Here is a 12215-nt window from a genome sequence, read left to right on the forward strand (position 1 = left end):
GAAGCGGTGGCCGGTGCCTTGGCTTTTGCTTCCAGCTTCAAGCTAAAAACACTTCCAGCTAGAAGTCCCCCCATAACTGCTGCGCCACGCTGAGCGCCACCACCGGCGCTGTCTCCGTCCTCAACACCCTGGGTCCCAGGCGTGCCGAATGGAAGCCGGCGGTTTGCGCCTGGGCGACTTCGGCGTCGCTGAGGCCGCCTTCGGGGCCGATGAGGAAGGCCAGGGTGCCGGGCTTGGCGTGGCTGGCCAGGGGTTCGGCCACCGGGTGCAGCACCAGCTTGAGGTCGGCGTCGACCTGCTTCAGCCAGTCGGCGAGGCTGACGGGGGCGTGGATCACCGGCAGCACCGAGCGGCCGCATTGCTCGCAGGCGCTGATCGCCACCTGGCGCCAGTGGGCCAGGCGCTTGTCGGCGCGCTCATCTTTAAGCCGCACTTCGCAGCGCTCGCTGACGATGGGGGTGATCTCGGCGGCGCCCAGTTCGGTGGCTTTCTGGATCGCCCAGTCCATGCGCTCGCCCCGCGACAGCCCCTGGCCCAGGTGCACCCGCAACGGCGACTCGGCCTGGCCGGCGAAGGCCTCACGCAGCTCGACGCGCACATTCTTCTTGCCCACCTCCACCAGCTCGCCGAGGTACTCCTGGCCGGAGCCGTCGAACAGCTGCACGGCATCGCCCACGGCCAGGCGCAGCACGCGACCGATGTAATGGGCCTGGGTTTCCGGCAGCTCGTGCTGGCCGATGGAAAGGGGGGCGTCGATGAAGAAGCGGGAAAGGCGCATGGGAGCTGGAAGCCTGAAGCTGAAAGCCTGAAGTCTACCCGTGCGGCGCTTCCAGCTTCCAGCTTCCGGCTGCTCCTCTAGCCCGGATCCCTGTGATTGGGATGCAGGTCGCTGGCGACGCTGACGCTCACCGAGTCGCGGGTGGCGATGTCGATGCCTTCGCTGGCCACTTCGGCGAGGAAGTCGATCTGCTCCGGGGTGATCACGTAGGGCGGCAGGAAGTACACCACGTTGCCCAGCGGGCGCAGCAGCGCGCCGCGTTCCAGAGCGTGCTGGAAGACCTTGAGGCCACGGCGCTCCTGCCAGGGGTAGGGCGCGCGGCTGGCCTTGTCCTGGACCATCTCGATGGCCAGCACCATGCCGGTCTGGCGCACTTCGGCGACATGGGGGTGATCCACCTGGTGGGCGGTGGATTGCGCCATGCGCACCGACAGAGCGCGGTTGGCCTCGATCACCTTGTCCTGCTCGAAGATGTCCAGGGTCGCCAGGGCGGCAGCGCAGGCCAGCGGGTTGCCGGTGTAGGTGTGCGAGTGGAGGAAGGCGCGCAGGGTCTGGTAGTCGTCGTAGAAGCCCTGGTAGACGGCCTCGCTGGTGAGTACCGCGGCCATGGGCAGGTAGCCGCCGGTGAGGGCCTTGGACAGGCAGAGGAAGTCCGGTGCGATGCCGGCCTGTTCGCAGGCGAACATCGTGCCGGTGCGGCCGAAGCCGACGGCGATCTCGTCGTGGATCAGGTGCACGCCGTAGCGGTCGCAGGCCTCGCGCAGCAGCTTGAGGTACACCGGGTGGTACATGCGCATGCCGCCGGCACCCTGGATCAGCGGCTCGACGATGACGGCGGCGACCTCCCCGTGGTGCTCGGCGAGGGTGCGCTCCATGTGGGCGAACATGGTGCGCGAGTGTTCTTCCCAGCACATGCCTTCGGGGCGCAGGTAGCAGTCGGGGCTGGGCACCTTGAGGGTGTCCATCAGCAGGGATTTGTAGGTCTCGGTGAACAGCGCCACGTCGCCCACCGACATCGCCGCGATGGTCTCGCCGTGGTAGCTGTTGGTCAGGGTGATGAAGCGCGTCTTGCCCTCGCGGCCCTGGTTGCGCCAGAAGTGGTAGCTCATCTTCAGCGCCACCTCGATGCCCGAGGAGCCGTTGTCGGCGTAGAACACGCGGTCCAGCCCCGCGGGCGTGAGCTTCACCAGGCGCTCGGAGAGTTCGATCACCGGCTGGTGGCTGAAGCCCGCGAGGATCACGTGTTCGAGCTGGTCGACCTGGTCCTTGATGCGCTGGTTGATGCGCGGGTTGGCGTGGCCGAAGACGTTGACCCACCAGGAGCTGACGGCATCCAGGTAGCGCTTGCCTTCGAAATCCTCCAGCCAGACGCCTTCGCCACGGCGGATGGGCACCACCGGCAGGCGTTCGTGGTCTTTCATCTGGGTGCAGGGATGCCAGAGCACGTCGAGGTCGCGCTTCATCCAGTCGGCGTTGAGGCCCATGGGGTGGTCTCCGGAAAGGGTCGGGGAAGACTATGCAATAGGGGTGAGATGGACAAGCGCGCCGCGCCGGCACAATGGCCGGCGCCGACGGGCATCTCTGGTGGCTGCCGGGTGCCTGGCGTATCCTGCGCGCCATTCAAGAAATACGACCGTTCCTCGGGGGAATCCAATGTCTGCTGCCTGGCTGCGCATCTGTGCGTTTGTTGTGTTGGGAGTGCTCAGTGCCGTTGCGCAGGGCAAGGAAAAGCAACCGGCCGCCATCGTGGTCGGCGGTGGCATGGCCGGCCTCACGGCGGCCTATGAGCTGCAGCAGCAAGGCTGGCAGGTGACCCTGCTGGAGGCCAAGCCGAGCATCGGCGGGCGCTCCGGCCTGGCCAGCACCGAGTGGATCGGCTCCGACAAGCTGCAGCCGACCCTGAATGCCTACCTCAAGGGGTTCAAGCTGGCGACCGTGGCCGCGCCCGAGTACGTGCGCACCCCGGGCTACCTGATCGCCGGGCGCTACTTCAACGAGGCGGACCTGCTCAAGGAAGCGCCCAGCACTGTCGAGGGGCTGAAGCGCTTCGACAAGAGCCTGGATGATCTCGCCGCCTCCATCGAGGATCCGCTGCAGCCGCTGGTCAACCACACCCTGCAGACCCTGGACTCCATCAGCGTGGCGCGCTGGCTCGACAAGCTGGCGCTGCCGCCCACCTCCCGCGCCCTGGTGGACCAGCGCATCCGTTCGCGCTACGACGAGCCCTCGCGCCTGTCGCTGCTCTACCTCGCCCAGCAGGGCCGGGTCTATCGCGGCCTGCCGGAAGGCGACCTGCGCGCTGCCCGCCTGCCGGGTGGCAGTGCGGCCCTGGCCCAGGCCTTCGCCAAGAAGATCAAGACCATCAAGACCAATGCGCGGGTCTCCGCCATCGTCCAGGACAAGGACAGCGTCACCGTGAAAGTGGGCGGCGCCGGCTACAGCGCCGACTACGTGGTGCTCGCCGTGCCGCTGCCGGCGCTGGACAAAATCAGCCTCACCCCGTCGCTGTCTGCCCTGCAGCTGCGCTCGCTGAAGGACATCAACTACGGTTGGCGCGACCAGATGCTGCTCAAGTTCAAGAAGCCCGTGTGGGGCAAGTCGCGCCTCTCCGGTGAGGTCTATAGCGACCAGGGCCTGGGCATGATGTGGGTCGAGCCCGCGCTCAAGGGCGGTGCCAACCTGCTGGTGAATATCTCCGGCGACAACGCGCGCCTGCTGCAGGCCTTCGGTGACCGGCAGATGGTCGACCAGGTGCTGATCCGCTTCGACAAGCTGTTCCCCGGCGCCCGCGAGCAGTTCACCGGCTACGAGCTGCGCCGCTACGGCAAGGACTCCCTGGTGGGCGGCGCCTACCTGGCCTATGGCCCGGGCGAAATCAGCCTCTACTGGCGCATGTGGGAGAAGCCCCTGGGCCGGGTGATCTTCGCCGGCGAGCACACCGACGCGCTCTACCCGGGCACCTTGGAAGGCGCCCTGCGCAGTGGCCAGCGCGCCGCCAGCCAGGCCCGTGACCTGTTCGCCGGCAAGAGCCTGGAACCGGTCGAGCAGGTTGCTGCCGCCGCCCCGGCTCCGGCCAAGGCCGATGCCAAGGAAGAAAAGAAGGGCTTCTTCTCCCGCCTGTTCAACTGATGGCGCCACGGGCGCAATGCCCGTGACCTCCAGTCGCCTCCGGGGTGCCGTTCGTGCACCTCGGACAGAACTTAAAGCCCCTTCCCACGCCTAATTCCCGCTCGGGCCAATTCGTCCTACCTATCGTATTGCCCGATATTTCAAAGCGACATTTTCTACTTTTCTTCGATATTTTTGCCGCTAGGCTTGGCCCATCCGTTTTTCAAGGAAACCTCCTGATGCAGTGGCGCAATACTCCCAACCGCTTCGGCCTCGTCAGCATCGTCCTGCACTGGGGCGTTGCCCTGGTCGTCTTCGGCCTGTTCGGGCTGGGGCTGTGGATGGTCGGCCTCGACTACTACAGCGGCTGGTACAAGACCGCCCCTGACATCCACAAGGGCATCGGCATCCTGCTGTTCCTAGTCATGCTCGCTCGCGTGCTCTGGCGCTTCGTCAGCCCGCCGCCGCCGGCCCTGCCCAACCACGGCCAGCTCACCCGCCTGGGCTCCAAACTGGGTCACCTGGCGCTCTACCTGGGCCTGTTCGCCATCATGGTTTCCGGTTACCTGATTTCCACCGCCGACGGTCGCGGCATTGCCGTGTTCGGCCTGTTCGAAGTGCCGGCGACCCTGACCAGCATTCCCGACCAGGAAGACGTCGCCGGCGTCATTCACGAATACCTCGCCTGGGGCCTGGTGATCTTCGCGGGCGTCCATGCGCTCGCTGCGCTCAAGCACCACTTCATCGATCGCGACGCCACCCTGACCCGCATGTTCGGGCGCGCCGCCAAATAAGCTGCACCCTCACAAGGAGAAATACCGATGCTGAAGAAATCCCTCGCCGCGCTGACCCTCGGTGCCGCCCTGTTCGCCGGCCAGGCCATGGCCGCCGACTACGCCATCGACAAAGAAGGCCAGCACGCCTTCGTCAACTTCAAGATCAGCCACCTGGGCTACAGCTGGCTGTACGGCACCTTCAAGGACTTCGACGGCTCCTTCAGCTTCGACGCCAAGGCGCCGGAAGCGAGCAAGATCAAGGTCACCCTGCAGACCGCCAGTGTCGACACCAACCACGCCGAGCGCGACAAGCACATCAAGAGCGGCGACTTCCTCAATGTGAGCAAGAACCCGACCGCCACCTTCGAGTCCACTGGCGTGAAATCCACCGGCAACGGCACCGCCGACGTAACCGGCAACCTGACCCTGAACGGCGTGACAAAGCCGGTCGTGGTCAAGGCCAAGTTCATCGGTGAAGGCGACGACCCGTGGGGCGGCTACCGTGCCGGCTTCGAAGGCACCACCACCCTGAAGCTGAAGGACTTCGACATCCAGAAGGACCTCGGCCCGGCTTCCCAGGAAGTCGAGCTGATCATCTCCTTCGAGGGTGTGCGCAAGTAAGATTGCGCGGATGACGAAGAACGCCGGCTGATGCCGGCGTTTTTCATTTCCGGCACAACGCAGTGCCGTGTCGGAACTGGGTGCCTCTTCCCGGGCTACGATGCGGTGCTCCGAGGCACAAATGAAAACGCCGGCCCTGGGGCCGGCGTTTTTCATGGCGTTGCAGCTCAGCGGTTGCGGGTCAGCAGCGCCGGCTTCTCGCCACGGGGGCGGTTGCTGTTGGACAGTTGGTCCAACTGCTCCGCGGTGGGGAAGCGATCACCCTTGGATTCCTTGTGGATGATCTTCGGCTGCGGCTTGCGCGGTTCCTGCACGGCAGGCTCCTCGCGGCCGCGGGAGGCGCGGGGCTCGTCACGGCGGGCCTGGCCACCGTTGCTGCGACCCTGGCCACCACCGCTACGGCGCTGACCGTTGCCAGCACCCTGGCCGCCACCGCCGCCACCGCTGCGGCTCTTGCCCTGGCCCTGGCCTTGACCCTGGCCACGTGCACCGGCGCCTTGGCCCTGACCCTGGCTTCTGCCCTGGTTCTGGCCTTGACCCTGGCCCTGACCGCCACGGCGGTTGCGGCTCTGGGTCTTGTCCGGGTAGGGGCTGACGTAATCGGCGCGGTTGCCGAAGTTGTCCACGTCGTCGTCGAGGAACTCTTCCGGGTCGCGATCACGCGCGGGCTGCGGCGGACGCTGCGGGCGAGCCTGCTGCTGGTTGTTGTTGGCGGAGGCGGTGGCTTGGGCGTTCTCGCCGTCCTTGCCTTTGCCCTTGCCGCGACGGTTGCGGCTCTTACGCGGCTTGCCTTCGCCATCGGCGGCGGCCGGGGTGGCCGCTTCGCGCTTCGGACGGTCGGCGCGGGGCTGGCGGGCCGGCTGCGGCGGGCGTACTTCGGGGCGCTCGGCCTCGACGGCGGAGGCGTCGAAGCCCTGCATGTCGCCATCGGGAATGCGCTGCTTGGTCAGGCGCTCGATGGCCTTGAGCAGCTTCTCTTCGTCCGGGGCGACCAGGGAGATGGCTTCGCCGCTACGACCGGCACGACCGGTACGGCCGATGCGGTGCACGTAGTCTTCCTCGACGTTGGGCAGCTCGTAGTTGACCACGTGGGGCAACTGGTCGATGTCCAGGCCGCGGGCGGCGATGTCGGTGGCGACCAGGATGCGCACGCTGTTGGCCTTGAAGTCGGCCAGGGCCTTGGTGCGCGCGTTCTGGCTCTTGTTGCCGTGGATCGCGGCGGCCGGCAGGCCATGCTTGTCGAGGTATTCGGCAAGGCGGTTGGCGCCGTGCTTGGTGCGGGTGAACACCAGGACCTGTTCCCAGGCGCCGACGGTGACCAGGTGGGCCAGCAGCGCGCGCTTGTGGTTGGCCGGGAGGCGGAACACCCGCTGCTCGATGCGCTCGACCGTGGTGTTCGGCGGCGTCACTTCGATGCGTTCGGGGTTGTGCAGCAGCTTGCCGGCGAGGTCGGTGATGTCTTTGGAGAAGGTCGCCGAGAACAGCAGGTTCTGGCGTTTCGCCGGGAGGCGGGCGAGGACCTTCTTCACATCGTGGATGAAGCCCATGTCGAGCATGCGGTCGGCTTCGTCGAGTACCAGGATCTCCACGTGGGAGAGGTCGATGCTGCCCTGGCCTATCAGGTCCAGCAGGCGACCGGGGCAGGCGACCAGGACGTCGACGCCCTTGGACATGGCCTGGACCTGCGGGTTCATGCCGACACCGCCGAAGATGCAGGCGCTGGCCAGCGGCAGGTCACGGGCATAGACCTTGAAGCTGTCGTGGACCTGGGCGGCGAGCTCGCGGGTCGGGGTCAGGACCAGGACGCGGGCCTGGCGTGGGCCATGGCGATGCGACTTGTCCGGGTGACCATTGGGGAACAGGCGCTCGAGAACCGGGAGGGCGAAGCCGCCGGTCTTGCCAGTGCCAGTCTGTGCCGCAACCATCAGATCGCGACCTTGCAACACGGCGGGAATGGCCCGCTGTTGCACCGGAGTGGGCTGGTTATAGCCGGCTGCTTCCACAGCGCCGACTAAAGCCTCGGAGAGACCGAGGGAGGCAAAGGACATGGGAAATCCTGTCTAGTTAGGGCTTGGCCCGGGGGAGTGTCTGCCTGGCTAGAAAATCGCAGCGGGGAGGCGCGATTCCCGTCCGGTCCTGCTGGCTTGGGGGGCCAACATCCGGGCGTATACCTGGCGGGAGCCGGGAGTATAACAGAGCATTTCCGGCGTGCAGCCTATCGACTGCTCAACGGTGTGCTGCGATCCAGGCCGTCGGCCCAGGCCTGTTCGCGTACCGGGTAGCGCGCCTGCAGCGTGGCGTAGGCCGGCTCCCGCTTGAAGCGGCGCAGTTCCTCGGCGAAGCGCTGGGCCAACTCGCCCAGTTCGGGGGTGCGGCGGAAGGCCAGGTAGAGCGGGTCTTCGCCCACCGGACGGGGGTGGTGGGCGACCTGTTCGGCGAGCCCCAGGTGCTGCGCCAGCCACAGCCCGGCGCGGCGGTCGTTGACCACCAGGTCGACGCGGTCGCGCACCAGCTTGCCGAGGTTGGCTTCGTGACTCGGCGCCGGCTCGCGGGTGAACAGCTCGGAGGTGCGGAAGTCGCTGTCGCTGTACCAGTAGCCCGGTGAGGTGCCGACCTTCAGGCCCTGGAGGTCGGTCAGGCGGTTGAAGGGATAGGCGCGGGCGCGGTCATAGAAGAGCACGAACTCGGCGCTGGACAGCGGCTCGTCGGCGAAATGCAGGCGGGGACGGCGCTCTTCGGTCATGAAGATATCCAGCACGGCGTCGGCCTGGCCGTTCTCCATCTCGATCAGGCAGCGCTTCCAGGGCATGAAGTCCCAGTGCACCTCCACGCCCAGGCGCTTGAACACCTCGACGCTGGCGTCATAGTCCAGGCCGCGTGCCTGGCCGTTCTCCACGAAGACATAGGGCGCCCAGGGATCGGTGACGATGCGCAGCGGCCCCGCGTGGGCGAAGGCGCCGAGGCAGGTGAACAGCAACAGGACGAAGAGGCGGCGGGATGCTGGCATAGGGCCAGAATACGCGGGGGCCCCCACGCTGGGAAGTGACCCGGCGTGCCGTTCGGCTGGTCAGGGATTGAGCAGGAACACCACGTAGCCGCGGAACCAGGGGCTGTCTTCCAGGTAGTCCGGTGGCTCCCACTCGCCGTTCTGCACCAGGCCGATGCGATAGGGCAGTTGCAGCTTCGCGACCCGTGGCAGGTAGCGGGCGTTGTCGGGAATGCTGTGGCGCCCCTGGTAGGTCTGCACCACCACCTCGTCGAGCACCTTGCCCAGGCGGTTGAGCACCGCCGGGTCGCCGTTGCTGCCCCAGTCCAGCAGCCCGGTGATGCCGAGGCGGTATTGCCGGGGCAGGCGCTGGCGCAGCTGTTCGAGGAAGTCGGCGTAGCCGTCCAGGTGCAGGGTGCGGGCATCGAAATCGATCTGCACGCCGACCACCGGGTTGCCCGCGCGGCGCCAGCGTTCCAGCTGGGCGAGCAGGGTGGCGTAGATGGGCTCGGTCCAGCGCAGGGTATGGGCGCGGTAGACCACCCAGACTTCACCCTTGGACAGGCGCGGCACTGCCATGCCCTGGGCGATGAAGCGCGCCTGCGGGTCACCGGGCTGGCGTGGCCCGTCGATCTGGCCCTGGAGGATGTACAGTGTGCGGGCTTCGGCCAGCACCGCCTGGGAGCGCACGCCGCTCCAGACCCAGAAGGCGTCGTAGTCGGCAGCATCCACCCGCTCCCCGGCGATACCGGGGAGGCTCGCCAGGGCCAGCAGCAGGGCCAGTGCCCTGGCGATCACGCGTCGCTTACCAGTAGTACTTGAGCTTCTGCGCCCAGGGGTTGCCCGGGTAGTCCTTCTTCAGGTCCTGGAACCACTGCTTGCGCTGGGCCTTGTCGATGTCCTGGCCGTCGCAGGTGTTGTAGCCGGCGGGAGCGAAGCAGTTCACCGCGCGGAACAGTGCGTAGGCCATCTCGTCGGCGCTGGCGTGAGGGTCGTCGATGGTCCGCTGGTAGCCGACCAGGCGCGACCAGGGCTGGCCGGGGAAGTCGGTGGTCGAGCCGCCCAGTTCGTCTGCCGGTGGCTGGCTGTTGAGGCTGAAACCGTCCAGGCCGTTGGTGCGGACGAAGTCGCCCAGGCAGTTCAGGGCCAGGCCATCACCGTCGTTTTCCTCCAGCCGTTCGGCCACCTTGGCCAGCGGCGGGCAGGCGTACTCGCCGGGAGCGGACTGGCCGGCCCAGGCGAAGCGTCCCACTGCCCAGGTATCGCCTTCTTCCACCTTGGGCGCCGGGTTCGGCAGCAGGGCCAGGTCCTGCCGGAAGTGGGCGTAGTCGCTGAACAGCAGCTCCTTGTAGAGCAGGGTGAACAGGGCGTTGTCACGTTCGGCGGCGGGGGCGGCGCTGTCCTTGGCCTGCTGGCGCAGCAGGTCGGCGGAGGCGAGGTTGCGCAGGACGATCTCGCGGATGGGCGCGGTGCGGATTGGCGAGTCGGCGGCGAAGATCTCGGCCACCTTGCCGTTGCGCGAGAGGTTCAGGGCCAGGGCCAGTTCCAGCTGGCCGCGTTGCAGCGCGGAAGGCTGGCGGGCCAGCAGTTGCTGCCAGAGCTCGCGTGCCGCATCGGGCTTGCCGGTGGCTTCCAGCGCCAGGCCGCGCAGGGTTTCCTGGCTGAACACCAGCAGGCCCATGGGCGCCTGGTTGTCTGCGGCCGGCAGGGCGGCCAGGGCCTTGGCGGCATCGCCACCGCGGTAGAAGTGCCAGGAGGCGACAAGGTAGTCGTGCAGGCCGGGCTGGCTGGCGAAGCGCTGTTTCTGTGCCTGCAGCTGTTCCAGGGTGATGGTCGGGCTGAGGTCGCTGCCGGGCTTGCGCAGGCGTATCAGGTCCATCACCGCGAGCAGGGTCGGGTCCTGGACATCGTCGGGCTTGAGCGCCGGCAGCAGCTTGACGTCGAGCTCCTCGATCAGGTCGCGAGCGCTCATGTTGCGCTGGTCGCTGTCCTCGTCCTGGGCGAACTGCCAGGCGTATTCGGCGGCGAACTTGCGCGGATCGTCCAGCAGCCAGTAGACCTTGCGCAGCAGGCCACGGGCGGAGGCGCGGTATAGCCCTTCCGGGTACGCCTGCAGGTAGGCCTTGAGGCCCGACTCGGCGCTGGTCATGGCGTTGCGGTCGATCTTCGCCAGGTCGGGAATGCCGTACTCGTCGAAGGCGTCCTGCTGGGCCTGGTTCAGCGCGACGCGCGCCTGCATGTACAGGGCGGTTTCCTTGAGCCAGGGCTGGTCGCTGGAGGCGAGGCCGGCGAACTGCTGGCCGGCACCGGCGAAGTCGCCGCGGTAGAAGGCGTCGGCACCGGTCAGGTAGGCGCCGAAGGCCTGGGCGACCGGGGAGGTGAGGGCGCCAGCGGCGGGCAGCACGTCCTCGGGTTGCGGGTCGCCTTCACCACAGATGGTCATCAGGTTGACCCGGGCATCGGCCAGGGCCTTGCGCTCGGCGGCTGAGAGCGCCTCGGTGCCGGCCAGCTGGTCGACGAAGGCCTGGGTGCTGTCGAGGTCGTTGGTGCGGCAGCGGTTGCCCTCACCTTCGGCGAAGTAATGCTCGGCCAGGCCGTTCTCTTCCAGTTGCACGCCTACCTGCTCGAGAGCCAGGGTGAGGTTCTCCTTGCGCGGGTCCTTCTGCTCGGCCTCGGTGTTCTCGGCATTGCTCTCTTCGCCTTCGCCGCTGCTCTCGCTGGCGGCTGCCTCGGCATTGCCCGGGTCGAGCATCTCCAGGGTGAAGGGCACCTGGGCGTAGCCGTCCTCGTAGCCGCTGGTGGACTTCAGCGTTTCCGGCAGGCGCAGGCGGCCGGCATCGGCCAGCAGCAGCTGCAGGTTGGCGCGGCTGTCGTTGCCGGGGCTGAGGAAGGGCAGGTTGCTGCAACCCAGCAGGCGGTCGCCGGCGATGGCCCAGGTGGGGCTGCAGACGAAGTCGAAGCTGGCGAAGGCGCTGGGGCTGGCGAAGCCGATGAGCAGGGCGAGCGGAGCGAGGCGTGGCGTGATCGTCATGGTCTCTTCCTTGAGTGAAGGGGCCGGCGCATCCTGCCGCCGGCCCTTCGCCTCAACGTGGCAGTTTGAGGTTGTTCCAGATGGCCAGGCTGGGTTCGGCCTGGTTCAGGGTGTAGAAGTGCAGACCCGGGGCGCCGCCCTGGAGCAGGCGTTCGCACATCTCGGTCACCACCTGCTCGCCGAAGGCCTGGATGCTGTCCAGGTCGTCGCCGTAGGCTTCCAGCTGCTTGCGGATCCAGCGCGGGATCTCGGCGCCGCAGGCGTCGGAGAAGCGTGCCAGCTTGCTGTAGTTGGTGATCGGCATGATGCCCGGGACGATCGGCAGGTCAACGCCCAGCTTGCGTACGCGGTCGACGAAGTAGAAGTAGCAGTCGGCGCTGAAGAAGTACTGGGTGATGGCGCTGTTGGCACCGGCCTTGGCCTTGCGGGCGAAGTTGGCCAGGTCGTCCTCGAAGTTGCGCGCCTGCGGATGGATTTCCGGGTAGGCGGCGATTTCGATGTGGAAGTGGTCGCCGGTCTCGGCGCGGATGAACTCCACCAGCTCGTTGGCGTGGCGCAGCTCGCCGCTGGCCATGCCCATGCCGGACGGCAGGTCGCCACGCAGCGCGACGATGCGCTTGATGCCGGCGGCCTGGTACTGCTCGAGCAGGCTGCGCAGGTCGGCCTTGCTGTCGCCGACGCAGGAGAGGTGCGGCGCGGTCGGCACCTTCACGTCGCCATCGAGTTGCAGCACGGTGTTGAGGGTCCGGTCACGGGTCGAGCCGCCGGCACCGTAGGTGCAGGAGAAGAAGTCCGGCTTGTAGGCAGCCAGCTGACGCGCGTTGTTCAGCAGTTTTTCATGCCCGGCTTCGGTCTTGGTGGGGAAGAACTCGAAGCTGTAGCGGCGTTCTTGAGACATGGAGAATTCCAAGCTTG

Annotated in this window: 9 protein-coding genes and 1 pseudogene; 3 read left to right on the plus strand and 7 right to left on the minus strand. The window is 67.2% G+C overall.

Translation table 11 applies throughout. The annotated features are described in order from the left end of the window. Positions 1-58: 58 nt before the first annotated feature. Entirely contained in the window at positions 59-778 is a 720-nt protein-coding gene (locus ACXI0U_RS25990; RefSeq protein WP_021218380.1) for a 16S rRNA (uracil(1498)-N(3))-methyltransferase, read from the minus strand. 77 nt (positions 779-855) lie between these two features. Continuing rightward, complete coding sequence (locus ACXI0U_RS25995) at positions 856-2262, minus strand: adenosylmethionine--8-amino-7-oxononanoate transaminase (RefSeq protein ID WP_479551018.1); 1407 nt, start codon at positions 2260-2262, stop codon at positions 856-858. A 169-nt stretch (positions 2263-2431) separates the two neighbouring features. Here ACXI0U_RS25995 and ACXI0U_RS26000 point away from each other — a divergent pair. The 3 genes and pseudogenes from ACXI0U_RS26000 to ACXI0U_RS26010 form a co-directional block, all read left to right on the plus strand. Continuing rightward, positions 2432-3901: pseudogene (locus ACXI0U_RS26000) on the plus strand (flavin monoamine oxidase family protein); the annotation flags it as partial. 224 nt (positions 3902-4125) lie between these two features. Next, positions 4126-4680, plus strand: coding sequence for a cytochrome b (locus ACXI0U_RS26005; protein ID WP_021218383.1), 555 nt, complete (start codon positions 4126-4128; stop codon positions 4678-4680). A 27-nt stretch (positions 4681-4707) separates the two neighbouring features. After that, positions 4708-5283 carry a YceI family protein gene (locus ACXI0U_RS26010; RefSeq protein WP_271659704.1) on the plus strand — a complete coding sequence of 192 codons (576 nt, stop codon included), beginning with the start codon at positions 4708-4710 and terminating at the stop codon, positions 5281-5283. A gap of 167 nt (positions 5284-5450) precedes the next feature. Here the strand turns inward: ACXI0U_RS26010 and ACXI0U_RS26015 are convergent, their stop codons facing one another. The 5 genes from ACXI0U_RS26015 to metF all read right to left on the minus strand — a co-directional run bounded on the left by ACXI0U_RS26015 (position 5451) and on the right by metF (position 12198). Continuing rightward, positions 5451-7331 carry an RNA helicase RhlE2 gene (locus ACXI0U_RS26015; RefSeq protein ID WP_271659705.1) on the minus strand — a complete coding sequence of 627 codons (1881 nt, stop codon included), beginning with the start codon at positions 7329-7331 and terminating at the stop codon, positions 5451-5453. A 167-nt stretch (positions 7332-7498) separates the two neighbouring features. Then, positions 7499-8290, minus strand: a complete 792-nt coding sequence (locus ACXI0U_RS26020; protein ID WP_271659706.1) for a substrate-binding periplasmic protein — start codon at positions 8288-8290, stop codon at positions 7499-7501. A 60-nt stretch (positions 8291-8350) separates the two neighbouring features. Then, on the minus strand, positions 8351-9064 hold the full coding sequence (locus tag ACXI0U_RS26025) for a DUF3142 domain-containing protein (RefSeq protein ID WP_431483541.1): 714 nt from the start codon (positions 9062-9064) through the stop codon (positions 8351-8353). A 10-nt stretch (positions 9065-9074) separates the two neighbouring features. Next, the gene (locus ACXI0U_RS26030; RefSeq protein WP_431483190.1) at positions 9075-11300 is read right to left on the minus strand and encodes a PA5441 family protein; all 2226 of its coding nucleotides are present in this window, start codon (positions 11298-11300) and stop codon (positions 9075-9077) included. 52 nt (positions 11301-11352) lie between these two features. Beyond that, the gene (gene metF, locus ACXI0U_RS26035) at positions 11353-12198 is read right to left on the minus strand and encodes a methylenetetrahydrofolate reductase [NAD(P)H] (protein ID WP_184488430.1); all 846 of its coding nucleotides are present in this window, start codon (positions 12196-12198) and stop codon (positions 11353-11355) included. Positions 12199-12215 lie beyond the last annotated feature (17 nt).

The organism is Pseudomonas sp. C9D1, from assembly GCF_056491235.1.

Bases quoted from the DNA above. Each gene is read 5' to 3' on its own strand.
- ACXI0U_RS25990 (WP_021218380.1), bottom strand. From the start codon at position 778: ATGCGCCTTTCCCGCTTCTTCATCGACGCCCCCCTTTCCATCGGCCAG.
- ACXI0U_RS26020 (WP_271659706.1), bottom strand. From the start codon at position 8,290: ATGCCAGCATCCCGCCGCCTCTTCGTCCTGTTGCTGTTCACCTGCCTC.
- ACXI0U_RS26005 (WP_021218383.1), top strand. From the start codon at position 4,126: ATGCAGTGGCGCAATACTCCCAACCGCTTCGGCCTCGTCAGCATCGTC.
- ACXI0U_RS25995 (WP_479551018.1), bottom strand. From the start codon at position 2,262: ATGGGCCTCAACGCCGACTGGATGAAGCGCGACCTCGACGTGCTCTGG.
- metF (WP_184488430.1), bottom strand. From the start codon at position 12,198: ATGTCTCAAGAACGCCGCTACAGCTTCGAGTTCTTCCCCACCAAGACC.
- ACXI0U_RS26030 (WP_431483190.1), bottom strand. From the start codon at position 11,300: ATGACGATCACGCCACGCCTCGCTCCGCTCGCCCTGCTCATCGGCTTC.
- ACXI0U_RS26015 (WP_271659705.1), bottom strand. From the start codon at position 7,331: ATGTCCTTTGCCTCCCTCGGTCTCTCCGAGGCTTTAGTCGGCGCTGTG.
- ACXI0U_RS26010 (WP_271659704.1), top strand. From the start codon at position 4,708: ATGCTGAAGAAATCCCTCGCCGCGCTGACCCTCGGTGCCGCCCTGTTC.